Below are 24,274 nucleotides of genomic sequence, written 5' to 3'. Positions count from 1 at the left end.
GCTTCGCTCTACCGACTGCGTCCATGCAGTCGTATTCGCCTCGAAAGATCGAAAAATCTGTCTCACACCGGCTTTCCCCCGCTTCGTAATAGCGAGTAGGTCGACCTCAGGGCGACACCAGTGAAGTGGAATCCGTATGAGCGGATTTGGAGGATGCTCGGGAAGCAGGACGCCTGCGGAGCAGCGTCTTCGTGAGAAGAAGTTCGCCCAAAGTGACGCGCCGCCCGTAGGGACGGCGCATCCCGTCGGTAGAGAGGTCTTTACTGCATCGATGAGTCGGGAGACTCGCCCATGCCCCCTTCTTCGGGCTGCTGCTGAATATCGCCAGGCTGCTGAGCTTCGTCAGGCGGCTGTTGAGCCTCGTCCCGTTCCAGTTTGGTCGGGGGCAGCTCTTCGAACGCCGAGAACTCGGTGCTCAGCTGATCCTTCGATACATCGATGGAGGCTGTCTGCTGCTGGTCATCGATCTGCAGCTGATCCCAGGGGATCACATAGTTCTGACCTCCACCACCAAGCAAACCGCCCTCTTCGCTGACAACGACATGGGATACGTTACCCTCGGAGTCGATCAGCACATCATCAATCTTGCCGATGGTTTCGCCCTGCATGTCGTTGACGTCAAGGTCCTGCAGGCTGCTGGACTTATAGGAATTGGCGAAATCCGCTTCGGCCTGCGGCTGCATAGACGAGTCCTGCTGCACAGTCGGTTCCTGCTGCTGCATGGCAGGATCCTCGTACTCCTGCTGGGCATAGACGGGTGCACCCATTACCAAGGTAAGGGCACTTGCGGAAAGAATGTGGGTAATAAATTTGTATCGCATGGTAAACCTCCATGTTTCCATTGCTTCAGGAATCACCCCGGTGGGTGTCACCCAATGTTTAGGTCAAATACGGGGAGAGTCAACCCACCGTCCCCGGGATGGGCCGACCCTCCTTCAACGCAGGTCGGGCCAGCCCGAGGAGCGGCTCTTGCGGCGCATCAGCGGCAGTACCAGCCCCAGGAAAATGCCGGCACCCAGAACGCCGGCGCCGATCACGAACCACTCCCGTTGCGAGTTGTTGCGCAGGTCTTGGTTGGCCCGTTCCACCTTGGCAAGGTCCAATTCAAGGCTATCAATGCGATTTTTCATTGCCTGGTTCTTTTCGCGCAACTGCAGTGGCTCGGCAGCAATTTCCTTCAGTTCGGCAGCCTCTTTTTCCAAAGAGGTCTTTGCGGTCTCCGTGCCGCGGAGCTTGTCTCTGAGCCTATTCCGTTCCTCCTGCAAGGCGTTCGCCTTTTCGCGTAACGAACGGGTCTCACCCTCCAGGCGGGCCAGCTTCTTTTCTGCTGCTGCGAGGCGCATCCTGGAGATGGGCTCGGCAGCCAAGTATCGGCTCCGTACCCAGCCCTCAAGGTCACGATTCGTCCGCACACGAACAAAGTCGCCATCCTGTTCCAGGACCTGAAGCTGTTCGCCGGAACGGAGCGTTTGCAGGATCTTGTAGCTATTACCCTGCCCTGCGCGCAGGGTGATGGTGAGCTCATCACTCACATAGCGGGTCTCGGCGAAACTGGAACCCGCCGCTAACAGTAAAAGCGCAGTCAACACGAAGTAGCGCATGAAAATTCAATTCCGGCTTGGACTCGGCGGAACATTGTCTGCGACTCTGGAATTTCGGGCTGTGGGAGCTTTCACAAAACAGACTGAAGATTGGCGCCTTCAGCTCGAATTCTCCCGACCCGAACTCACAGGGCAACCTTGCTGTGCCCCATTTTTCGCAAATCCGGACGTCGGCACTCCTAAAAGGGGATTCGAACCTGCTGAGATCGGTTGGTGATGTCGCATCCGCTGCGGAAAAGTCGATATTTGCAGACTGTGTCACAAATAGAGTTACTCACTTTCCCTAACCTGAAATCGCGGACAGATAGGGCATGAGCATGAGCTATAAGCGATATCAGGTTGTTTTTACCGGGAAGCTGGCATCCGATAAGGATATCGCCACCGTGACGAGTAACCTGATTCTGGATATCGGTTTATCTGGAGACAAGGTGGAGCTGCTGCTGAAAGGCTCGCGAAAGGTGCTGAAGCGGTTTAGTGTGGTCGCCGAGGCGCAGCGACTTACGGAACGGCTGGAGCATGCGGGGATTCTTTGCGTCATCGAAGACCAGGGACCCAATCAAGGCTCCCATCAAAGTGCGGGCGAAAGCTCTTTGATTACCCTCTTTCACCGCTTGAAGCCGGTAAAAAAAAACGTCGGATAGCGGCTACCAGCCCGGAAGCCTCCTAGCCCGCCCTGTCTGTTTCGACCGATTATCACCCGGATAGGTTAAGTGAACGCCGTTTTCTGCATGTACAGCGCGGGATAACCGGTACCCCTAAGAAGGTACTTTTCAGGAAATTGGGACACATAGACAACTACACCACCAGACGTCTACGCTCGTCTAAAATTACATTTCGTGCCAGGGGGCGTCTATCTTTGGGATAAGCCTTCAATGCCCTGGATAGTAGCCAGACTGAGAGCAGTATCAGAGTGATCTGTACGTCACATGACCAGAGGAGAGTGTAATGAAATCAAGGACGATGATGGCAACATTGGCTGCGCTGATGTCGCTCGGTCTTTATGGCTGTGCCGAAGAAGGTGGTGAGTTCGGTGAACAACCGGGTCAGCAGGATACGTTCGAGCAGCAACCGCCAGAACAGGAGCAAGGTACTCAACAGCAACCCGGCGACATGCAGCAGGAAGAGGGCGGCATGCAGCAGTAGGCCGCTCTCCGGAGTGGCCCTTCGGGGCCACTCTGGTTCCAAAACCCATTCCTGCCCTGTACCTGTCGGAGCGATAGCTGCACCGACTGGTTCCCCTGTTTTCCCCGCTGCTGTCGTTTAGAATCCCGATTCCTGGCAATAGGCTTTGCGAGCGATGTTCGCCTGGCCTGATTATGGTTCCGTAGTTGCGGAACAGTCCATCCCAACCCAGAGGCGCTTCGCGATGAGTCGACTGCGACTTATATTGGCACTCGGTCTATGCCTCACTACCGGTATGGCGCTCGCCGCCCAACCGGCGGACATGCCGGAAGATGTCCACAGCGTGGCTGCCGAGGCCATGAAACGGGGGGATTACGCCATGGCCTATTGCCAATGGCATCCCCTGGCCGAAGAAAACGATGCAGAGGCACAATTTGCGCTGGGCTGGATGTTTCACCACGGTTACGGCCTGGCCATTGACGATCGGGAGGCCGTCGCCTGGTGGCAGCGGGCGGTCGAGCAGGGGCACCTGGAGGCGATGTTCTCGCTCGGGACTCTCTACACCATCGGCAGTGACAGTGTTGACCGGGATTTCGCCGCCGCCATGCGTCTTTGGAGCGGGGCGGCCAACCAGGGCCACCAAGATGCGCGACTCGCTCTGCGGCAACTGGCCGGGCGCGGAAACCCTGAAGTCGAGCAGGCGGCCAAGGAACTGCTCGCCGAGCAGCCGCAGGTGTTCGGCCTTTCTACAGAGGTCATCGCAAGGCGCGCCAACATACGCGGTGGACCGGGAACCGATCATCGGGTGATCGACGTAATGGACCGCGGCAAACGTCTGGTGGAGTTTATCCGGCGTGGAGATTGGGTGAAGATCGGCATCGGCGGAGAATCGCCCCAAGTGGGTTGGATTTATGGAAAACTTGTTGCTGAACCGGAGCCGATAGCGGAAAAATAGCCGAGTCGCTTGCCGGAGGGCACACAACCCTTCGGGCTCGGACCGTTTTGCCCGCTGGACTGATTGTTCGCCCCGTCCATGGGGCTCACCTCTTCCGGGGCCGCCTTCGGCGGTCCGAATTCGTTCTTCCTTCCTGATGAATGCGTGCAGTTCGCTCCTGTAGAACAAACAACCACAGGTCATTCGCTGCGCTTTGCCAGCGAACAACATGGCCGTGAGCGAAACCGGTTGGATTATTGGAAGTGCCCTTAACGTACGGTAGTACTACCTATCTGCGCGCTGGCCACGATCGGCGCTTCAGGTTTGGGGCGCATCAACTGGCGAATTCGCGCTACATAGGCCCTGGTTTCGGCAGGCACCTGGTGCTCGATCTCCTCCCAGGTTCGTACCTTACCGACCCGTTGTAGCCCCTGGCGTACCCGGTGGAAGCCCGCATTGTAGCTCGCCAGCATCAGCAGGAAGCGATCACGCCCCTGGAATTCGTCATTCCATTTCCGGTAGAGCATGCTGTTGTAATAAAGGCCGGCCGCGACATTCCACCAGGGTGAATAGATCTCCCCCAGTTCCGTTTGTCCGGTGCGAATCTCCTTGTACGTGCTGGGCATGATTTGCATCAAACCCTTGGCACCGACCGGACTTATGGCCTTTTCGTTCAAATAGGATTCGGCCACCGCTTGGGCCTTGAACCAGCGCCAGTCGACGAAGGGACCGAAGAAACGACGGGCATAGTGGCGGAACAGGTGGTCATACTCGTCGCTGTAGGCATCTACGGCCAGGGGTGGAGCCGGCTGCGGGGATTCTGCCTGAACGGCTCCCGTCGACAGGAAGAGGGTCCCTAGCAAGCAGAATGCCCCGAGGGATATCCTTGAAAGCGAACTGATGCGGATGCCGTAGGCGGCGTAATCTGTTTGCATAGCAACCATCCTTGGAATCTCTACCGTCCAATAGGAAACAGTGATGATCAGCATAGCCGTTAATTCGGCAAGTTCATCCTTTTCGCTAACAACTTTCTAGCAGCTTGTCGGGCTCAGGCCCGAGCTACTGGTCATGGCGGATATTGACCGGATTCGTTGGTCCTTGCCGTCAGTTAACCCAAGGCTGTTCGCTTCGAATGAGTCACTGTTGCGCTGAATACGTGTTGCTCTAACGTGACGTGAAAGACCTCTCAGAACCCCTGACGCATCCCGCGCAAAATGACCCCATCCATACCGTATCGGTGCTTCGACACCGAACGCACGGACCCATTGAAGATCGGGTTAACACTTTTTATCAGGGGCAGATGTGATGATTTCTCCGAGGACTTGGTTTCGAATGGCTGCGCTTCTGTCAGCGGGGCTGCTGGTGGGGACGCTGCAGGCGGCCCCTCCGACCAGCAACACCAACTGGTGGGACAGACATGGCGACGACGCAACGGTAGAGGAAAACAGTGCACCGGTGATCCAAGGGGCACCTGCAACCGAAATAGAAGTTGGTGGCACCTATTTATTCATGCCGACCGTAACGGATACCGATGGTGACAGGATCAAATTCTCTATCGCCAATCGGCCGACCTGGGCCGGCTTCGATCGCAAGACCGGAGAGCTGAGCGGGACCCCTGTGGCAGGCGACGTGGGTACCACGGCGGATATCATCATCCAGGTCAGCGACGGCACCGACACAGCGAGCCTGGCACCTTTCGACCTGACCGTCCGCACGTCGACCGGCGGCACCGATGACGGCTCCGTTACTGAATCCGAGCCGGTCAACAGCGCCCCGGAAATCAGTGGCACGCCATCCACTGAAGTGACCGAGAACAGCGAATACCGGTTTATCCCTACGGCGTCCGACCCGGATGGGGACGCCCTCTCCTTCAGCATTGCAAATCGCCCGGCCTGGGCGCGGTTCGATGGTGCAACCGGGAGCTTGAGCGGAACGCCGGGCTCTACCGATGTGGGGACAACCAGCGGGATTGTGATCAGTGTGACGGATGGAGCATTGGTGACGGCACTGGATGCCTTTGATCTCACCGTTAACGACAGCAGCATAGCCAATGGTAGCGCGGCCATCAGCTGGACACCCCCGACCACCCGTACGGACGGCAGCGTACTGACGGATCTGGCAGGATATCGACTCCGCTATGGTCAGAACTCCGGCGACTACTCTGAAATGGTGGAGTTCGGTGCAGGGATCACCTCCTATGTCATCGAGCAACTGAACCAGGGGCGGTGGTATTTCACCATGACCGCCCTGGATGGTAATGGCCTGGAGAGCGAGTTCTCGGAAGAGGGCCAAAAGAGGATCGAGTAGTGCGGGCGGCCTAAAGAAATTGCCGGTCTGAGCACGCACTCACACCTGGTGCGGGGCGGCCGGTGAAGTCCCGGGCATGTGTGGACGGGCAGTCGGAGTCTTGCAGCGGAATTGCCTAGCGGGGTATAAGGGACAGCACCTTTTCCGGACCAGGGACTGTCCCATGCACCACCACCGGCCGCATTTCCGCCTTTTATCGGAGTCAACCGCAATCCGTTCGGTAGGCGCCGTCTGGGTTTGCGCCCCACTCTTGGCGGCGCTGTTCCTGCTCGCCGGATGGCTGAGCTTTGTTGCCTTTTTCGACTATCCCTCGCCGGTGGTTCGTGGACCGGTGCTGTTCGAAGACGCCTCTGGCAACTTGACACCGGATCAGGCGAAACGGCAGGCGAATGCGCTGTTGGCTCACGGGAGACCGGTTTCCCTCGGTGCCCCCGCTGAAATCTACTGGTGGGTGGCCGAGGTGGAAAACCGGGGGGCTCTCGGGCGGTGGGTTGTGCACCTGGGCAACACCGCTATCGAAAAAGCGGAACTGACGCTGTTCGCCGGAGACGAGCCGGTACACCGCGGGAGCGTCGATTTGCTGGAATCGGCAAAGGATCCGGATTTCATTATCGGCCAGCTCCTACCCATCGATTTACCGGCGGAAGGCAGGCGCACAGTGGTGCTGCGCCTGGAGGCGCCGGTGCCGCATCGTGGGCTGGTCTTCATCAAACCCTACGACATCGCTCAAGCCGAAGGCCGCTTTCATGGGGTGGCCATCTGGGCAGCTGCTGGCGCGATTGCCGCGCTGATCTTCTACAATCTTTTCCTTGGTATCAGTCTGAGGATGCCGGTTTACCTGTTTTATGTGGGGCACGCGGGTGGCCATTTGCTCTACCTGCTGACGGCTATGGGGTCTATTGGTGCGGCATTGCCCGTCCTGGATCGCTATACAACCCTCAATATCCCGGGAATCCTCGTGGGCGTCCTGTGCGGGGCGTTGTTCATTTACCGTTTCCTGGACCTGCCGACGACTGCACCGAGGCTGGCGCTGGTCTACCGCCTTTTCATCGGGCTCATTCTGGGCGGTCTGCCGCTGGCCCTTTTCCTTGAACCTCATCTGTTCTTCACACTGGTCCGCGGCAGCCATCTGGTGTTGGCGGTACTGGTGATTTCGGCCGGAGTCACCGCGATTGCCAGGGGAAAGCCTGAAGCCCGTTATCTTTTGGTCGGATGGGGAGTCATGGTTGCCATGACCAGCCGGGGTATGCTCGGCGTCCTCGGGATCCTGGAACTGACCCTTGGCGCCGGGATCTGGGCGTTCTGGGCGGTGCTGTTCGAGATGTTCGTCATGTCCCTGGCCCTGGCCGATCGGGTGCGCCGACTGAGCCGCGACAAAGAGATCGCACAGCAGGGCAATGCCGCCAAGTCGGCGTTCCTGGCGAACATGAGCCATGAGATCCGGACCCCCCTGAACGGGGTGCTGGGGATGACGGATCTGCTGCGTGATACCGATCTGAATGAACAGCAGCGGGAATACGTGGAAAGTATTCGCCACTCGGGCCGTTCACTGACGACCCTGCTGGAGGACATCCTCGATTACTCCCGCGTGGAGGCGGGCCATGTCGAGATTGCCAACAACGCCTTCGAACCCCGGAAGCTACTGCAGGAACTGCGCTTTCTGTTGACCCCCCAGGCGGCAAAAAAGGGACTCAGGCTGAGTTTGACCATTGATCCCAAGATTCCTCCGGTACTGGTGGGAGACGCGGGCCGCCTGCGACAGGTGTTTCTCAATCTCATGGGCAATGCCTTGAAGTTTACCGAGAGGGGCGAGGTGCGGGTTCGCCTTGAGTATTTGCAGCGCGACGATCCGGCCAGTGCGTTACTGTTTTCGGTCGAGGATACCGGCATCGGTATTGCCCCGGATGCGAAGGCGCACCTGTTCGAACGATTCAGGCAGGCCGATGACGGTATTGCCCGGCGCTATGGCGGTAGTGGGCTGGGGCTTTCCATTGCCCGCGAACTGGTGCAGTTGATGGGCGGTGATATCCGGGCCGAGAGTCGTCCCGGCTCCGGAAGCCGTTTTGTGGTGGAGCTGAATCTCCCTCGAGGCCGGCTGCCACCAGCGGAGGCCGAATCCGATCTCGGAGTTCCCGCCATGAACGTTCTGGTGGTGGACGACGAGCCCATCAATCGGCGGGTAGCTACCGAGCTGCTATCCCGTTCAGGACATCGCGTCGAGGGCGTGGCGAGCGGCGCAGAGGCGATCGAACGGGTCAGGGGCGGCCACTTCGATGTGGTGCTGATGGACCTGAGTATGCCCGAGATGGACGGGCTGGAGGCAACCCGCCGTATACGTCGCTTTGCCCCGGCTCTGCCGGTGGTCGGGTTGACGGCGCACGTTCTCCCCGAGCACCGTGCCGCTTGTCTTGAGGCGGGAATGACCGGCGTACTGCACAAGCCTATCGAGGGCGATAAGCTGACCCGGTTAGTCGTCAAGGCGCTGGCCGAGCCCGATGGCCCGCTCTCTAGCGCCGCTCCTGCCTAAGCCCGTTTGCCCGATTTGCTGTCGGCCTGAAGGGCGTTGGTGAAGCCCCGGATTCGCTTTAAAGGTGGGCAAAGAAGTCCTGGAGCTGTTCGGGATCGTCGGTTTCGATCCAGTCCACCTGTTGTTCGGTCAGGCGGCGGACGACCTCCAGTGGCTCCTCATCCGAATAGCGGGCGAAACGGGTATCCAGCGGAAACGCGGTATAGGCGCCGACCAACATCCCCCTGGCGTGGAAGCGTTCGACGGTGTCACTGTCGATGAGTGTGTAGTCGGCATCGACCAGCGTCGAATCGATCAAGCGGCCGACGGTATTCGCCTCCAGTAAAAAGTTGAGAAAACTCACGCCATTCTGGTTGCCGGGCGCCTTGGACAGGTCGGTCCGGATCTCCGGTATCCGCTCGAACCACTCGCCCGCTTTCTCGCCGAGCATGCCGTCATCATAGGCGAAACCCGAGTGCAGGCCGGAAAATTCGCGCTCCAGATACCAGAGCATGAAGAAGTCGAAGGAGGTGACGACTACCGAATTCGCCGCCCCGCAACGGCGGATGACGCGGGCCACCTCGGTACCGGTGTGTCGGCGGTACCAGCGTGGAGCATAGGCTTTCATCTCGATGTTCATCAGCAGCTTGCCGCTGAATTCATCAAGGATCTCTTCCAGCAACGGGATTCGCTCCTCCCGCCCGTAGCTGATCACGCGCCCATCCCCTGCGTCGATTCGACGCGGGATGCGCAGTCGCGAGATCTCGTCCCAGCTCATGTCGCTGATTGTGCCCCTGACGCCCGTCAGTCGCTCCGTGTCTTCATCATGGAAAAGCACCACTCGGTCATCCCGGGTCTTGAAGACGTCGAATTCGACACCCTCTATCCCCAGTTCGACCGCCCGGCGAAGTCCGGCCCGGGTGTTTTCCTGGTGGAGTAGCGGGACCCCTCGATGGCCGAGAATGAAGGGATGCCGCTTTGTGGCGAAAAATGGGTGGGTCACAGTTCCTCCTTGATTGACGTCTCAACGAATTTCCACACGGCGGTTTGTGCCGGCGAGTGGTGGTTTATCGACTCGACCACAGGTAGCTATCCTTACCAGATTGCATACCCTATGGGAACGAGGCCATTGCGGGGAGCGGCTATGAGCGGGAGAGTCTGGGGCATCAGCTGCCTGTTGGCGGCCCTCCTGCTCGGCGCCACCGCCACCCGGGGCGAAGTCGTTTCGGACGGCAGCAGACTGGCAGGAAATATCAGTATCGGCAAGAGTTTGCGGGTCCCCCCCGCCCACATCCCCGATGGCTACAGCTCTTTTGCCGACCTGAATATCTATCTTACTCCCGGTAATTCCCCGGCACCCGACCGGATCGCATCGGCCTTTCGACTGGCCCAGAACAAACTCGATGCCTGCCGGATCTTTTTGCGGGTCCGTACGGTCAATTACGTGATCGGACCCCCGCTGCTTTCCGAATGGGAATCCATGGAGTTCGATAACGGCCTGACGCCATGGGAGCGCGCATTCTTCACGCTGACCCCGCGCCGTTCAGCCGGCGTTGTGTTTGTAAAACGCCTCGACTGGACCATCGGACGCAATGGCATCACCGCCGTTGGCTATGGCGGGTATATCGAGGAGGAGACCGACTATCTGAAGACGCCGCGCGACCGTCTCTTTTACCGGAACCATATGGCCGGCTATGCGGTGTTGGGCAGGAGTGTCGGAGAGTCGAGCTTGATCCATGAACTCGGCCATGCCCTTATGGGCCTCCGACACGTAGAGGACCGCAGTAATATCATGTTCAGTGGACTGCTGGCGCGGGATGAGGACCCCGGCTTCGATAAACGTCAATGCGCCAAGGGGCGCGCCAATCACCCCTGGATACGACCGGTTTCCGATCGCCAGATGGTCTCGGCGAGGCCGTTTCCCCGGGATTAAGGCCCTGCAAATTTCCGCCCGATCTCGGCCATATCGCAAACCGCCTGTTTCGCCAGGGCGTTGATGGTGCCCTCGGGGTAGGTCCCATCCTCCTGTCGTTCACCTGCGTCGCGTCCGCACAGCAGTTCGATACCCTCGTCCACGGTGGCTATGGGGTAAATATGAAAGTCGCCGGCTTCGACCGCATCCACGACCTCCTCACGCAGCATCAGATGACGAACGTTGGTTCGGGGGATCACCACGCCCTGCTTGCCGGTCAAGCCCGCCATCCGGCAGACGCTGAAGAACCCCTCGATCTTTTCATTGCCCCCCCCAATTGCCTGAATCTCGCCATGCTGGTTGACGGAGCCGGTCACCGCCAGGTCCTGACGCAGCGGCAGATCGGTCAGGGAGGAGAGCAGCGCAAACAGCTCGGCAGAAGAGGCGCTGTCGCCCTCCACGCCGCTGTAGAGCTGCTCGAACGTCAGGGTTGCGGAGAGAGAGAGCGGCATGTCGTGGGCATAGCGTCCGCCCAGGTAGCCCGCGAGGATCATTGAACCCTTGTTATGTAACGGACCGCCCAGCTTGCTTTCCCGATCGATGTTGACTACACCTTCACTGCCCGCATAGGTACGGGCGGTAATACGGGAAGGATGCCCGAAGCTGTAATCCCCGGCCGACAGGACGGCGAGCCCGTTGATCTGTCCGGCCCGGCTTCCCCGGGTGTCGATGAGGATTGCTCCCTCTTCGATCATCTCCTGTAGCCGTTTTTCGATGCGGTTACCGCGGAAGATCTGCTCATCGACGGCCTTTTTGACATCGCTGCCGCGGATCAGGGGACTGTCTGTGACACCGGCCCAATAACTGGATTGGCGAAGCAGGTCGACGATGTCGCCAAATTTGGTAGCCAGTTTGTCGCGATGGGAAGCCAGTCGCCCACCGAATTCGACGACCTTGGCCACACCGGAGGGATCGAAATGCCGCAGACCCTCTTCGCGGCACACGGTGCCGATGAACTGGGCATACCGGTGCAGATTGTCAGGCGACCAGTCCATCCGGGTCTCGAAATCGGCCTTGACCTTGAACAGTTCCTGAAACTCGGGGTCATGCTGATAGAGCAGGGAGTAGATCATCGGATCGCCGATGATAATCACCTTGGTTTCCAGTGGGATCGGCTCCGGCTGCAGTGTGCGGGTGGTGAGGGCTCCCATGGCTTCATTGATGCCTTCGATGACCACCTTGCGACTCTTCAGGGCCCGTTTCAGGAACTGCCAGGCTGCGGGCTTGGTCAGCAATTCCACCGCATCGAGCATGAGATATCCGCCATTGGCGCGGTGAAGTGCGCCGGCCTTGATGAGCCGGTAATTGGTCACCAGGGTTCCAAATTGTCCCTGGTGTTCGATGCGCCCGATCAGATTGGGGACGGTCGGGTGGCTCTCTTCCACCACCGGGGCACCGACGGCATGGCTGTTGTCCACCACCAGGTTGACGCGGTATTCGTCGAACGAGGGGGTCTGCCCGCCCTGCATCTGGGCCAGCAGCATCTGTTCCTGTCCGGAGGCCTGCTCCATTTGATTGAGGTGCTTGAAGGCCCCCACGTTATGAAGCAGGGACTCGCGTACCTCCTGCAGGAAACTGGAGATTTCCGGAAAATCACGGTAGCGCTCTTTCAGTTCATTGAGGCGGCTATCCACAGCCATGGCGATCGCCCGCCGATCCAGTTCACGTGATCTTTCGCGACCCTCTTTCTGAAGCTGTTCGGCCTGACGCATGGTCTCCCGGGTCTCCCGCTCCAGCTCCTCCTGGCGATTCTCGATCTCTCGGCGATGCTTTTCGGGGAGTTGTGCAAGCGCGTCGGGGGTCATCATTTCGCCGTCGGAAAGGGGGGCGAGGATGATGCCCTGCGGGGTTTGCATGAGTCCGAACCCCGATTCACGGACGTCGACCTCCAGTTGCTGGAACAGCTCCTTGGCGCGGCGCTGGTAATCCTGCTGAAGGCGCTGCTGTTCCTGGGCGTATTCCTTTTCCTCGAATGAGCGTGGTACTTCACTTTTTAGCCCCTCCACGAACTGGTCCATGTCGTTGCGAAATCCGGAACCGCACCCCGGAGACATCCGCAGGGCCCTTGGTTTGTCGGGATTTTGGAAATTGTTGACGTAAAGCCAGTCATCGGGGGCAGGTTTCCCGGCGGCATCCTGCTCGAGGAATTTGCGTACGGTTGTGGTCTTCCCGGTGCCTATGGGGCCAAGGGCATACATGTGATAGCCGATGCTTTTGATTTCGATGCCGAAGCCGATGGCCCGTAAGGCCCGTTCCTGGCCGACAATGCCCTCCAGAACAGGCAACTCTTCGGTCGAACTGAACCCCAGATCTTCCGGGCGGCACTCCCGGCGTAGCTCGGAAGCCGGTAACGGTTGAATCTGATTTGCCATAACGCCTCCCTGCAATCGGAATCTGAACCGAATAGGGCAAGTCTAGTGGTCCATGCGGAAAATAGTGTAACGGTCAGCCGGTCTCTACTGCCGCGATCCATGGCGGCATGGGTCGCTCTAACGACTGCTTCCATGCAGTCGTATCCGCCTCGATGACCGAAAACTCCGACTCAATCCGTCTTGCCCTCGTGACGGTCGCTATTCTCGGACAGGCTCCTGGTCGGGTGAATCGAGTCGGTTTCCGGCGCCCGGCATTTCTATAATTTAGGCAAGTGAAACCCAGGGAGGGTAGAAGAATGGATGCTATCGAGTTCCTTAAAGTAGACCATGCCCATGTGCGTGATTTGGTCGGGCGCATGATGGCGACAAACGTCGAGCAGCTGGATTTGCGACACCAGCTATTTGAGCTGCTTCGGCAAGAATTCGAGATCCACACCCAGATTGAAGAGCATCTCCTCTATCCGGTGATCGAGCGCCAGGGGAGTCATGAACAGGAGCAGGTGCGGGACAGCGTCGAGGAGCATCAGGAACTGCGCGACAGGCTGGCACAATTGGCGAAGATCGATCTCTCCGATTCGAGCTGGAAGCAATCCCTGATCGAATTCAACGAAGTCCTGGAGCACCATCTGAGTGACGAAGAGGAGGACCTTTTTCCCCGGGCCCGCCGGGAGATCGGCTCCGAACTGGAGCAAATGGGCGGCCGTATGTATCAGGAGAAAGGCGAACGACTGCGGGAATACAGCCTGCGGTGACTCGCCCGGCCCGGAAGCCGCTCTCGCGACTTCCGGGTTCAGCTGGCGGCGGCCACGGCAGACGCAGTGCGGATGCCGCCACGACGAAGCAGGAACAGTGTTCGTGCCCAACATTCATCGCTTCGGCGATGCGCGATTCTATCCGTCACTCTGCCCCGACTGGCTCTGGCTGACTTGCCGGGCAGAAATATCAACGGATCCCAGTCACAAAATCATGGAAGCCGGACGTGCGGCGTGTGGTCAAGCAGAGTAAGTGCCCGCTGTTCAACCCAGGGCGTCCATCCGTTGCGATCGTAAAAACGGGGCCGTGGAACGATCGCGGCCAGCCGTGTCGCCTGCCACGGAGTGAGGTTCGCGGCGCTGACCCCAAAGTAGTGCCGGGCGGCGGCTTCTGCGCCGAAAACACCTTCACCCCACTCTATAACGTTGAGATAGATCTCCAGGATGCGGCGTTTGCTCAAAACCGCTTCCAGAGTCAGTGTGAGTGCCACCTCTTGCCCCTTGCGAAGGAGTGAACGCTCACCCGACAAGAAAAGGTTCTTGGCCAGTTGCTGACTGATAGTGGATCCGCCGGCCACGATTTCGCCATGGTCGAGGTTCTTTTCGAAAGCCTTTTGGATGCCTTCCCAGTCGAATCCTCCGTGCATAACGAACTTGGAATCTTCGGCGGCAACAACCGCCCGTTTCAAAGCAGGACTTATTGCGTCATAAGGCACCCAGCGGAATTCCAGCTCGGCTTGGGGTCGGCTCTCGTGAAGCTCCGTCAGCCGCGCCGCCATGAATGCGCTCGATTCAGGGTCGTTTTCCCGCAACTGCCAGATCCGGGCGGCTAAGAGAACCTCCAATCCGAGCAATAACCCGAGCACGAGAGCAACGATGCGAAGAAGTATCGGGAATCGGAAGCCAGCCATCGAAGATCAGAGCCCCAACTCGTCCCACATCTCATCCACGCGCTGTTTCACCTCGTCGCTCATGCGGATGGGCGTGCCCCATTCGCGATTGGTCTCGCCGGCCCACTTGTTGGTTGCGTCGAAGCCCATCTTGGAGCCGAGGCCGGAGACAGGCGAGGCGAAATCAAGGTAGTCGATAGGGGTATTCTCAATCACGGTGGTATCGCGCTTGGGGTCCATACGGGTGGTCATGGCCCAGATTACATCCCGCCAATCCCTCACGTTGACATCATCGTCGGTGACGATGACGAACTTGGTGTACATGAATTGACGCAGGAAAGACCATACGCCGAGCATCACCCGTTTGGCATGGCCGGGGTACTGCTTCTTCATCGAGACCACCGCCATGCGGTAGGAGCAGCCCTCGGGGGGGAGATAGAAATCGACAATCTCCGGAAACTGCTTCTGGAGGATCGGTACGAAAACCTCGTTGAGGGCCACCCCGAGCACCGCCGGCTCATCGGGCGGGCGCCCGGTGTAGGTACTGTGATAGATGGGCTGTTTGCGGTGGGTAATTCGCTCGATGGTAAAGACGGGAAAGCGCTCCACTTCGTTGTAGTAGCCCGTGTGGTCTCCGTAGGGCCCCTCATCGGCCATCTCATCGGGGTGAATCACGCCTTCCAGTACGAATTCGGCCGAGGCGGGTACCTGCAACTCATTGCCCATGCATGCCGTTACTTCGGTTTTCGAGCCGCGCAGCAGGCCGGCAAAACCGTATTCGGATAGGCTGTCCGGCACCGGTGTGACCGCACCGAGGATGGTGGCCGGATCGGCTCCCAGTGCCACCGCAATGGGGAACGGTTCGCCGGGATGCGCTTCCTGCCAGTCACGAAAATCCAGGGCGCCGCCGCGATGGGAGAGCCACCGCATAATCACCTTATTGTTGCCGATCACCTGCTGGCGGTAGATCCCCAGGTTCTGCCGCTCCTTGTGCGGCCCTCTGGTAACCACCAGGCCCCAGGTGATAAGCGGACCCACATCGCCCGGCCAGCAGGTCTGGATGGGCAGTTTCGAGAGGTCTACCTCGTCACCCTCCAGCACCACTTCCTGGCAGGCGGCTCCCCGCACCAATTTGGGCGACATGTTCAACACCTGCTTGAACATGGGCATCTTTCCCCAGGCATCTTTCATGCCCTTGGGCGGGTCCGGTTCCTTGAGCGCGGCGAGCAGTTTGCCCACCTCGCGTAGCGCCTCCACCGACTCTTCGCCCATGCCCAGGGCCACCCGCCCCGGGGTGCCGAACAGGTTGGCGAGTACCGGGACGCTGTGTCCCTTGGGATTCTCGAACAGGATGGCCGGTCCGCCGGCGCGCAACACGCGGTCGCTGATTTCGGTCATTTCCAGGTAGGGATCCACTTCCGCGGTGATCCGCTTCAGTTCGCCGCGCTGTTCCAGTTGCGCGATGAAGTCACGTAAGTCTCGGTATTTCATGGGCGCTCAATCCGCGAATGTGCAGCTCATTATTGCGAGAGAGACCCTCATGGGCAAACTCGTTCTTCTCGCCGGGACCGTTACCGACGGTTTTTCAATCGATCGGGCGTTGGCGGGCCGTCAAGGTGAACAGAGACCCGCCGGATTTGTCGGTTTTACTTATAAAAAATGTTAGGTTGATCACAACACGGCGCTTCACTATCCCCTATGCAGGTAAAGTGACATACATTGCCGTGATCACTCCGTTACACTAACACGGACTAAGGAAACAGGGCGCAATGCCTGTGATGGAGATGAAATTCAACTCATCCGAGCAGCAGTCCCGCGGATCCGACTCGAGCGTTGACAGCGGTCCGGTGATCGTGGAACGGCAACCGGTACGCAGGATTCTGGTCCTCAATGGCAAGGGCGGTTGCGGCAAGACCACCATTACCACCAATCTGGCCAGCTATTATGCGTCCCGTTCTATCGGTGCGGCCATTTTTGACCATGACCCACAAGGCTCATCGACCCAGTGGTTGAGCCTGCGCGAAGGGACCGGACGCTATCCGATCCACGGTATCGTCGCTCACCGCAGGCCGGGTACCCAGATGACCCGCACCTGGCAGTTACGCATGCCTCCCGGTGTGCAGCGGGTGATCCTCGATGCGCCTGCGGGGGTAAGCGGGCATCAGCTGGCGGAGCTGGTGGCCGGCGTCGACGACATCCTGATTCCGGTACTGCCATCGCCCATCGATATTCATGCGACCTCCCGCTTCATTCAGGACCTGCTGCTGGTGGCCAAGGCGCGTGCGCGTCACGTGCGCATGGGGGTCATCGCCAACCGGGTGCGGGAGACCAGCAAGATGTATCGCTCCCTCCGACGTTTTCTGGACACGCTCGATATCGCCTTCATTGCCCGCCTGCGTGACTCCAACAACTACATCCGGGCCGCCGCCGAGGGGCTCGGCATCCATGAGATGAACGAGAACCGTTACCGGCGTGATCAGGTGCAATGGGAAAAGATCATTCGCTGGCTGGAGAGTGCCGAGGACCAGACGGTGGAGGCGCGTCGCAGCCCCGCACCGGCACGGCTCCGCGAGGACCGCGGCAGCTGATTCTTCGGGATTCCTTTCGCCTTTGCCGAACAGGAGTGGTCGATCGAAAGGGTGGTTTGCGCTATGCCTTGTACTCGTGGGTACTCAGGAGGAGAACCGATGAGAGCCATTCTCATGCTGTGTGTTGCCGGAGTGTTCGGGGTGGCGACGGCCCGGGCAGAACCGATTGAAATGACCGTCAATACCATCGGCGATACGGGGGTCGGGGAGTCGCTGGGGAGTGTGACCTTCGAAAATTCACGTTTCGAAGGGGTCATGATCCGTCCCGACCTGTCCGGACTCCCGCCGGGTATCCATGGTTTTCATGTGCATGCCAAGCCCGACTGCGGCACCGGACTCAAGGATGGCGAGGAGACGGCCGGAGTGGCTGCCGGCGGTCACTACGACCCGCAGCGCACGGATCGCCACGAGGGTCCCTACGGTAGCGGACACCTTGGGGATCTTCCGGTGCTTCATGTGGACGAGGACGGCACCGCCACCCTACCTCTGCCGGCTCCCCGGCTGGAACTGGCCGATCTGCGCGGCCGCGCCGTGATCGTCCACCAGGGTGGCGATAATTATTCGGATGATCCGGAACCGCTGGGCGGTGGTGGCTCCCGGATCGCGTGCGGGGTCATCCCGGTGAAGGATTCCTGATAAGAGATATGAGATGCGACCTTGCACCTCGTATCTTGTCCCCGTACCCCGTTACCTTTCTTTCAGCCAGCCGGCCACACGCTTGCCGAAGTAGGTCAGAATGCCGTCGGCGCCAGCGCGTTTGAAGGAGAGCAGCGCCTCCAGGACTACCTGCCGCTCCTCCAGCCAGCCGTTGCCGACGGCGGCCATGAGCATGGCGTACTCGCCCGAGACCTGATAGGCGTAGGTGGGCGCACCGAACTCATCCTTCACCCGCCGTACGATATCCAGGTAGGGCATTCCCGGTTTGACCATCACCATGTCGGCACCCTCTTGCAGGTCGAGACCGACTTCGTGCAGGGCTTCATCGCTGTTGGCCGGGTCCATCTGATAGGTGCGCTTGTCGCCGCCCCCCAGGTTGGCCGCTGAGCCGACCGCGTCGCGGAAAGGACCGTAGAAGCCCGAGGCATATTTGGCCGAGTAGGCCATGATGCGGGTATGGATGTAACCGGCCGCCTCGAGGGCATCGCGGATGGCCCCGATACGCCCGTCCATCATGTCCGAGGGTGCCACTACCTGGGCGCCGGCCTCGGCGTGGGAAACCGCCTGCCTGACCAGCACCTCTACGGTCTTGTCGTTCATGACGTAGCCGGAATCATCGATGAGCCCGTCCTGGCCGTGGCTGGTGAAGGGGTCCAGAGCCACATCGGTCATGATTCCCAGTTCGGGGAAGCGCTCCCGCACGGCGCGCACCGTCCGCTGCGCCAGGCCCTCCGGGTTATAGGCCTCCTCGGCATTCAGGCTCTTCTTTTCCTGGGGCGTGACCGGAAACAGCGCTACCATCGGGATCCCCAGGGCGACCAGCTCCTCCACCTCTTTCAGCAGCAGGTCGATCGAGAGGCGCTCGACTCCGGGCATGGAGGCCACCGCTTCCCGCTGGTTTTTCCCCTCCAGCACGAACATCGGATAGATCAGGTCGTTGGCGGTCAGCACCGTCTCGCGCATCAGCCGGCGCGAGAACTCGTCACGGCGCATGCGACGCATACGCGTGCGGGAAAAGCCCCCACGGGCAGTCTCTAAACGGCTCACGGATTATCCCCTGGTTCGATTGCGAAACCCTGAATGTACCACAACCGCCCGGCAGGTCGGGTTTTGGCATAACCCACCTGTTTGGGAGGGCAAGGCGGGGGCACCGAACGGTATCAGCGTGAGGGAGGGGGCTCCCCTGCCGCCGGTGCAAACCGGCGGGGGGAGGTGGCAATACGAATTACCTTACGCCTCGATTTGTTGATCCGACTCACGTCGGGCGAGCGCCTTGTAGCTCCAGGCCAACACAAAGCCGAAGAGAAGGTGGGCGAATAGGGTGATGCCGTTGCGGGCCATGGCGAACCAGGGGAAGGCCGCCGTAAAGATATAGAAGTTGACCAGATAGACAGCCAATCCGAATCCGACACCCACCGCCAGTGCCCATGTTAAATCGAGACGGAAGATGAGGAACGCCAGTACCAGCCCGAGAATGATGGACAGGGCGAAGTGGACCACCATTGCCGTCATTACGATACCGAAGTCGAATGTCGCCGGCGGCGGCAGGACCCCCTCGCCCAAGACGATCGCGGCCATCATTCGTGGTGGTCCCCACAGGCTCTCCCCGCCGATGGTGGCCACCAGGGCCATCTCCACGATCAGGAAGACGACGCCTGCGATAAGCCCGCCCCATACTGCCGGCATCCAGTGGGGATGGCTGCCCCGCTCAACGTAAGTTTCTGCCCTCGTACGTGCCATGTCACACCTCCGTGTGTCGTGTTTGTAATGAAAATAGCGCCTTATTCGGTCTTCCGTAATGAGTCGCGATACTCATTCCTTCCTTACATCACTACATTATTGGCCCCCGACTTTTCATTAATCCGCCATCCTGAAAAATGACTTATGCTATTTGTAGCAAATATCCGACCCGAGGCTCCGATTCCGAGCAGAAGCGGGGTGCTGCCGCGTGCCATTACGGGAGAGCACGATGGAAACCGGCAATACAGCCATCGGAGACTACGCCATCATCGGCGATTGCCGATCCGCCGCGCTGATTTCCCGCAGCGGCTCCATCGATTGGTTATGCCGCCCACGATTCGACAGCCCTTCGCTTTTCGGTGCCCTGCTCGATCCCGAAAAAGGCGGACGTTTCGCGGTTCGGCCCACCGCCCATTTCACGACCCGTCGCCGTTATGTCGGTGATACCAATGTCCTGGAGACCACCTTTTATACCGATAACGGCGTACTTCGGCTGACCGATTTGATGCCGGTGGACTCCGAGGAGAATAAACGCAGACAGCTCTGGGCCGCCCACCAAATCCTCCGCAGGGTGGAGTGTGTCGAGGGTGAAGTGGAGGTAGAGGTGATTTGTGATCCGCGTCCGAACTATGGGCGTGAACAGTGTCGGCCCAGAGACCGGGGGCGCTTGGGAATCTACTACGAGCACCAGGGGCGCGCCTTGATTCTGCGTAGCGAAATGCCAATCACTATCTCATCCCGTAACGGCGCGGCGTACCTTCAACACACCCTGCGTGCGGGTGAGTGCCGGCATCTATCGACCGTCTACACCGTAAGCGAGCCCTCATTCATCCCGCCATTGGGCGAGGAGGCGGAACGGCGAATCCGTGCCTCACTGGATTGGTGGACGGCCTGGTCCAATCGCTGCACCTATACGGGGCCGCACGCGTCGATGGTGCGCCGCAGCGCGCTGGTGCTCAAGCTGATGACCTTTGCCCCATCGGGCGCCGTCGTGGCGGCACCGACCACCTCGCTGCCCGAGTGGCCGGGCGGGGTCCGCAACTGGGACTATCGGTACTGCTGGCTGCGCGATGCCTCGTTGACGCTGAGAGCCCTGTACGAACTCGGCTATGGGGAAGAAGGCAACGCCTTCATCGACTGGCTGATGCACTCCACCCGCCTGACCCGGCCGGAGCTGCAGATCATCTATAACGTCTATGGCGAGACCGGTCTCGACGAGAGCGAACTCGACCATCTGGCGGGCTTCGCCGGATCACGGCCGGTACGGATCGGCAATGACGCATCTCATCAGTTTCAGCTGGACATCTACGGCGAAGTGATCGACGCGGTCTACGAATTTGTGCGTCACGGCGGACATCTCGATGCGCCAGAGCAAAAACTGCTGGTGGGATTCGGGAAAACCGCCTGCCGGCGCTGGCGCGAGCCCGATGAGGGGATCTGGGAGGTGCGGGGCGGACGCAAGCACCACACCTATTCGAAGGCGATGTGCTGGGTGGCACTCGATCGCTTGCTGCGCCTGCACCATGAAGGCCACCTGAAGCGGGCGCCGGTCGAGCTGTTTCGTGCCGAGCGCGATGCCCTGCGTGCCGAGATCGAGCAGCGCGGCTACAGCGCCGAAGTCGACAGCTACGTCAGCACGCTGGATGGTGAAGACCTGGATGCCAGCCTACTGCTGCTCTCGCGTCACGGCTATCTGGACCCTCGCTCGGAGCGCGCCGGGCGAACCCGGGAGGCCATTCGTGAAAAGCTGGGGCGCAACGGCCTGCTGTATCGATACCGGGCGCAGGATGACGGCCTCCCGGGAGAAGAGGCGGCATTCGGAATCTGCAGCTTCTGGGCGGTGGCCGACCTGGCGCTGGCTGGAGAGATCCGGCAAGCCGAGGGCCTGTTCGAGTGCATCATCGGCTATGCCAATGACGTGGGACTCTTCGCCGAGGAGATCAATCCTGACAGCGGCGCCGCTTTGGGTAATTTTCCGCAGGCCTTCACCCATGTGGGTCTGGTCGACGCGGCCTTGCTGATTGAGGATGCGAAACGCGGCGGTAAAACGCCGAAGGGAGGCGCTCGGTGAATTGGCCGGAAGTCCTGCTCTGGGGGTTTGTAGCCACCCTGTTTCTGACCACTATCATGGCGGCCGCCCAAGGGCTCGGATACTCCCGGATGAGCATCCCCTATATGCTGGGAACCGTGTTTACACCGGATCACCGACGGGCGATGGTGATCGGCTTTGCACTGCACTTTTTCAATGGCTGGCTGTTTGCGCTGTTTTATGCGCTTATCCTCGAAAGTCTCTGCCGATCCGGATGGCTGTTGGGGGCCCTGATCGGGCTGGCGCAAGCACTGGTGGTCCTGATCACACTGCTGCCCATACTGCCGAGCCTTCATCCCCGTATGGCCAGCGAGCATCGAGGGCCGGAACCGACCCGGGCGCTCGAGCCACCGGGATTCCTCGCCCTCAACTACGGGCGCCGAACGCCGCTCGTGACGATACTTGCCCACCTCGTCTACGGGGGCGTGATCGGCGCCTTCTACCAGCCCTTGTGCAATTGAACACGCGCCGGCGTTTTTTCCGCCGGAGCCCGGGAAAGCGCGTAGCCCTGAATTTCTCACGGCGAACCGCAAAGACGCCAAGAGCGTAAAGAAAAAGTAACTACTCGCCCCCCTTATGGGCCAAGGCGATCAATTCACTTTATTGCCCGATCAAAAACACTGAATAGCCTTGTGGTGTGATCCCTGATCAAATAGGCATTATCCATTGATAATGCCCGACATCACTGATGGCCTCACTCGACAAAGCCTCTGTCCGAGAAGAAGTCGCCCGTCTCAAGGCGGACTTCGAGCAGTTGTCCCGACAAGGCAAGGTCACGCCTGAGACCGGTACGCTTTTCAAAAGCCTGCTGCTCATTGTCGAGTTGATCCTGTCCATCTTTCTGGAGCGTCAGATCCGAAAAACCCCTAAGAACTCCAGCCTGCCCCCCTCGCAAACCGACAAGGATGAGACCAGTCTATCCCGCACTTCCGGCTCACCCAAGCGACAGCCGTCCTCCGGGACCGTGGCCAATCATCGCCGTGTCGAGACCGTCACGGTCTCCACCGTCGAAAACTGCGACGTGTGTGGCAGCCCGCTCGATGGTGTCGAGTGCACAGGCCATGAACGACGCACCAAAATCGATATCGTCTTTGAGAAGGTCGCCGAGCACGTGGACGCCGAAATCAAACAGTGTCCCGAATGCACCAGTACGGTCAAGGGCCTGTTCCCCGCCGATATGGCCGGCCCCCTGCAGTACGGCAATGGGCTCAAAGCCTATCTGGTCAACCTGATGGTGGGTCAGATGCTGCCGCTGGCCCGCACCCGATCCCTGACTGAGTCGCTGCTGGGAGAGCGGCTCTCCGAGTCCACCCTGCTTAACTTCGTCACTCGGCTCCACCAGGCACTGGAGGGCTGGGAGCAAAGCGCTATCGAGCAGCTGATGAGGCAGCCGGCCATGCATGTGGATGAAAGCGGCTTTCGGGTCGAGGGCAAAAACCATTGGATCCATGTTCATGCCGCCGGTCTCATTACCCTCAAGCGCCTGCACCGCAAGCGCGGCAAGGCGGCGATTGAGGACATCAACATCATCCCGCGCTACGGTGGCGCCATCATTCACGACTGCTGGGCCTCCTACTTTGCCTATGACGATTGCACCCATGGGCTCTGTGGCTCCCATCTGTTGCGGGAGTTGACCTTCATGGTCGATGCCCATGGTTATGCCTGGGCGCGGAGCATGAAGCGACTGCTCAAGGAGACGGCGCTGGCCGTCAGACAGGCCCCGGACAAGTGTCTGGACGATAAGCAGTACGCCAAACTGCAAAAGCGCTATCGCACGATCCTCACGCGGGGTGAGAAGGCGCTGCCGCCTGTCCCACCCCGGCCCACAGGCAAGCGGGGCCGACTGGCCAAGTCCGAGGCCCAGAACCTCTGGGAGCGTCTCAAACGCCACGAACAGGCCGTGTTACGCTTTGCCAAAGACCCTCATGTCGCCTTTACCAACAATCGCGCCGAGCGGGACTTGAGAATGGCCAAGGTAAAGCAGAAGGTCTCCGGCTGCTTTCGCACCACACATTACGCCGAGGCCTATTGCCGGATCTCCAGCTATCTGCAAACCATGGCCAACCAGGGATACAATCCTCTCATCGCTATTCAAATGGCGCTCGCCGGGGAGTCTGTGACTGTCTCAGGGGGCGAGTAGTTACAGAAAAACAATGAATTGCAGGTCATGACGGCAGATCAGGCATTCCAGAGTGATGCACTGCATCGTTACCGGAAAGCTTCCGAATCAATATCTTTGCGTCCTTTGCGGCTTTGCGGTGAGGAACAGGCGAAGAACTTCCGTTTTTCTGTCAACTACTCTATGTAGTACCTGAATAGGCTGCTCCGTTCGACTCGCGACTTGTTGATGCAGCTGGCCACCAAGGAGAATACATGTCCCGCAAGATCTCCATTGCCATCGTAGTTGTCGCCCTTCTGGCTCTTCTGGGTTTCGGCGCATGGACGGTATTGTTCAAGCCCTCCGGCCTGCCGCCCGAGGGGTTTGCCCGCGGTAATGGCCGCATCGAGGCGGACCTCGTCGACGTTTCACCGCGCCTGGCCGGACGGGTGGCCGAAATCAGGGTGCGCGAGGGCGATCGGGTGCAGCCGGGCGATGTACTGGCGGTCATGGACACCGCCGAACTGGAATCCCGGTTGATGCAAGCAGAGGCAGCGGTGGCCAGCGCCGAGGCAGCGGTCGGGGTGGCGGCGGCACAGGTGACCGAGGCCGAGGCGAAACTGGCGCTGGCGCGTAGTGAACAGGC

The 24,274-nt window shown here is 59.7% G+C and carries 22 protein-coding genes; 13 read left to right on the top strand and 9 right to left on the bottom strand.

Annotated features, from left to right (window positions below):
* Positions 1-260 precede the first annotated feature (260 nt).
* Positions 261-821, bottom strand: a complete 561-nt coding sequence (locus Q7L05_RS12360) for a PRC-barrel domain-containing protein (protein ID WP_303906954.1) — start codon at positions 819-821, stop codon at positions 261-263.
* 114 nt (positions 822-935) lie between these two features.
* Entirely contained in the window at positions 936-1,601 is a 666-nt protein-coding gene (locus tag Q7L05_RS12355; RefSeq protein WP_303906952.1) for a TIGR04211 family SH3 domain-containing protein, read from the bottom strand.
* 311 nt (positions 1,602-1,912) lie between these two features.
* Here Q7L05_RS12355 and Q7L05_RS12350 point away from each other — a divergent pair, with 311 nt between their 5' ends.
* The 3 genes from Q7L05_RS12350 to Q7L05_RS12340 all read left to right on the top strand — a co-directional run bounded on the left by Q7L05_RS12350 (position 1,913) and on the right by Q7L05_RS12340 (position 3,678).
* Positions 1,913-2,242, top strand: a complete 330-nt coding sequence (locus tag Q7L05_RS12350) for a hypothetical protein (protein WP_303906949.1) — start codon at positions 1,913-1,915, stop codon at positions 2,240-2,242.
* Positions 2,243-2,546: 304 nt separating this feature from the next.
* A complete protein-coding gene (locus Q7L05_RS12345) occupies positions 2,547-2,744 on the top strand; it encodes a hypothetical protein (protein WP_303906946.1) in 198 nt (65 codons plus the stop codon).
* Between the two features lie 223 nt (positions 2,745-2,967).
* A complete protein-coding gene (locus tag Q7L05_RS12340) occupies positions 2,968-3,678 on the top strand; it encodes an SH3 domain-containing protein (RefSeq protein WP_303906943.1) in 711 nt (236 codons plus the stop codon).
* Between the two features lie 248 nt (positions 3,679-3,926).
* On the opposite strand, the gene Q7L05_RS12335 is transcribed toward Q7L05_RS12340, so the two are convergent.
* Complete coding sequence (locus tag Q7L05_RS12335; protein WP_303906940.1) at positions 3,927-4,592, bottom strand: transglycosylase SLT domain-containing protein; 666 nt, start codon at positions 4,590-4,592, stop codon at positions 3,927-3,929.
* A gap of 397 nt (positions 4,593-4,989) precedes the next feature.
* On the opposite strand from Q7L05_RS12335, the gene Q7L05_RS12330 reads away from it, so the two are divergent.
* Both Q7L05_RS12330 and Q7L05_RS12325 read left to right on the top strand, forming a co-directional pair.
* Positions 4,990-5,964: a fibronectin type III domain-containing protein gene (locus tag Q7L05_RS12330; RefSeq protein ID WP_303906937.1), complete on the top strand. Its 975-nt coding sequence runs from the start codon at positions 4,990-4,992 to the stop codon at positions 5,962-5,964.
* Positions 5,965-6,127: 163 nt separating this feature from the next.
* Positions 6,128-8,491: an ATP-binding protein gene (locus tag Q7L05_RS12325; protein WP_303906934.1), complete on the top strand. Its 2,364-nt coding sequence runs from the start codon at positions 6,128-6,130 to the stop codon at positions 8,489-8,491.
* Between the two features lie 58 nt (positions 8,492-8,549).
* On the opposite strand, the gene Q7L05_RS12320 is transcribed toward Q7L05_RS12325, so the two are convergent.
* Positions 8,550-9,473 carry a glycerophosphodiester phosphodiesterase gene (locus Q7L05_RS12320; protein WP_303906931.1) on the bottom strand — a complete coding sequence of 308 codons (924 nt, stop codon included), beginning with the start codon at positions 9,471-9,473 and terminating at the stop codon, positions 8,550-8,552.
* Between the two features lie 141 nt (positions 9,474-9,614).
* On the opposite strand from Q7L05_RS12320, the gene Q7L05_RS12315 reads away from it, so the two are divergent.
* Positions 9,615-10,403 (top strand): hypothetical protein, encoded by a 789-nt coding sequence (locus tag Q7L05_RS12315; protein ID WP_303906928.1) that lies wholly within the window; start codon positions 9,615-9,617, stop codon positions 10,401-10,403.
* On the opposite strand, the gene Q7L05_RS12310 is transcribed toward Q7L05_RS12315, so the two are convergent.
* On the bottom strand, positions 10,400-12,814 hold the full coding sequence (locus Q7L05_RS12310; protein WP_303906925.1) for a Lon protease family protein: 2,415 nt from the start codon (positions 12,812-12,814) through the stop codon (positions 10,400-10,402). The two genes, Q7L05_RS12315 and Q7L05_RS12310, sit on opposite strands and share 4 nt — an antisense overlap.
* A gap of 296 nt (positions 12,815-13,110) precedes the next feature.
* Between Q7L05_RS12310 and Q7L05_RS12305 the strand changes: the two genes are divergently transcribed.
* The gene (locus tag Q7L05_RS12305) at positions 13,111-13,566 is read left to right on the top strand and encodes a hemerythrin domain-containing protein (protein ID WP_303906922.1); all 456 of its coding nucleotides are present in this window, start codon (positions 13,111-13,113) and stop codon (positions 13,564-13,566) included.
* A 212-nt stretch (positions 13,567-13,778) separates the two neighbouring features.
* On the opposite strand, the gene mtgA is transcribed toward Q7L05_RS12305, so the two are convergent.
* Positions 13,779-14,477: a monofunctional biosynthetic peptidoglycan transglycosylase gene (gene mtgA, locus Q7L05_RS12300; RefSeq protein WP_303906919.1), complete on the bottom strand. Its 699-nt coding sequence runs from the start codon at positions 14,475-14,477 to the stop codon at positions 13,779-13,781.
* A gap of 6 nt (positions 14,478-14,483) precedes the next feature.
* Positions 14,484-15,947 carry a 4-hydroxy-3-polyprenylbenzoate decarboxylase gene (gene ubiD / locus Q7L05_RS12295; protein WP_303906916.1) on the bottom strand — a complete coding sequence of 488 codons (1,464 nt, stop codon included), beginning with the start codon at positions 15,945-15,947 and terminating at the stop codon, positions 14,484-14,486.
* A 278-nt stretch (positions 15,948-16,225) separates the two neighbouring features.
* Between ubiD and Q7L05_RS12290 the strand changes: the two genes are divergently transcribed.
* Both Q7L05_RS12290 and sodC read left to right on the top strand, forming a co-directional pair.
* Positions 16,226-17,044 carry a nucleotide-binding protein gene (locus Q7L05_RS12290; RefSeq protein ID WP_303906914.1) on the top strand — a complete coding sequence of 273 codons (819 nt, stop codon included), beginning with the start codon at positions 16,226-16,228 and terminating at the stop codon, positions 17,042-17,044.
* A 99-nt stretch (positions 17,045-17,143) separates the two neighbouring features.
* Complete coding sequence (gene sodC, locus Q7L05_RS12285) at positions 17,144-17,680, top strand: superoxide dismutase [Cu-Zn] SodC (protein WP_303906911.1); 537 nt, start codon at positions 17,144-17,146, stop codon at positions 17,678-17,680.
* 51 nt (positions 17,681-17,731) lie between these two features.
* Here sodC and hemB read toward each other — a convergent pair whose 3' ends face one another.
* Both hemB and Q7L05_RS12275 read right to left on the bottom strand, forming a co-directional pair.
* Complete coding sequence (hemB, locus tag Q7L05_RS12280) at positions 17,732-18,703, bottom strand: porphobilinogen synthase (protein ID WP_411293339.1); 972 nt, start codon at positions 18,701-18,703, stop codon at positions 17,732-17,734.
* Between the two features lie 228 nt (positions 18,704-18,931).
* Entirely contained in the window at positions 18,932-19,441 is a 510-nt protein-coding gene (locus Q7L05_RS12275; protein WP_303906907.1) for a sodium:proline symporter, read from the bottom strand.
* A 229-nt stretch (positions 19,442-19,670) separates the two neighbouring features.
* Here Q7L05_RS12275 and Q7L05_RS12270 point away from each other — a divergent pair, with 229 nt between their 5' ends.
* From Q7L05_RS12270 to Q7L05_RS12255, 4 genes are all read left to right on the top strand, one after another.
* Positions 19,671-21,512 (top strand): glycoside hydrolase family 15 protein, encoded by a 1,842-nt coding sequence (locus Q7L05_RS12270; protein WP_303906905.1) that lies wholly within the window; start codon positions 19,671-19,673, stop codon positions 21,510-21,512.
* A complete protein-coding gene (locus Q7L05_RS12265) occupies positions 21,509-21,991 on the top strand; it encodes a hypothetical protein (RefSeq protein WP_303906902.1) in 483 nt (160 codons plus the stop codon). The genes Q7L05_RS12270 and Q7L05_RS12265 overlap by 4 nt, the downstream gene beginning before the upstream one ends.
* Positions 21,992-22,218: 227 nt before the next feature.
* Positions 22,219-23,670 carry an IS66 family transposase gene (tnpC, locus tag Q7L05_RS12260; protein ID WP_303906900.1) on the top strand — a complete coding sequence of 484 codons (1,452 nt, stop codon included), beginning with the start codon at positions 22,219-22,221 and terminating at the stop codon, positions 23,668-23,670.
* Positions 23,671-23,903: 233 nt separating this feature from the next.
* Positions 23,904-24,274, top strand: a 371-nt coding sequence (locus Q7L05_RS12255; protein WP_303906898.1) for a biotin/lipoyl-binding protein, incomplete at its 3' end; no start/stop codon positions are given.

The sequence above is a fragment of the Thiohalomonas denitrificans genome (genome assembly GCF_016841685.1).
Classification (GTDB): domain Bacteria; phylum Pseudomonadota; class Gammaproteobacteria; order Thiohalomonadales; family Thiohalomonadaceae; genus Thiohalomonas; species Thiohalomonas denitrificans_A.
This window is presented reverse-complemented; position numbering and strand designations above follow the sequence as displayed.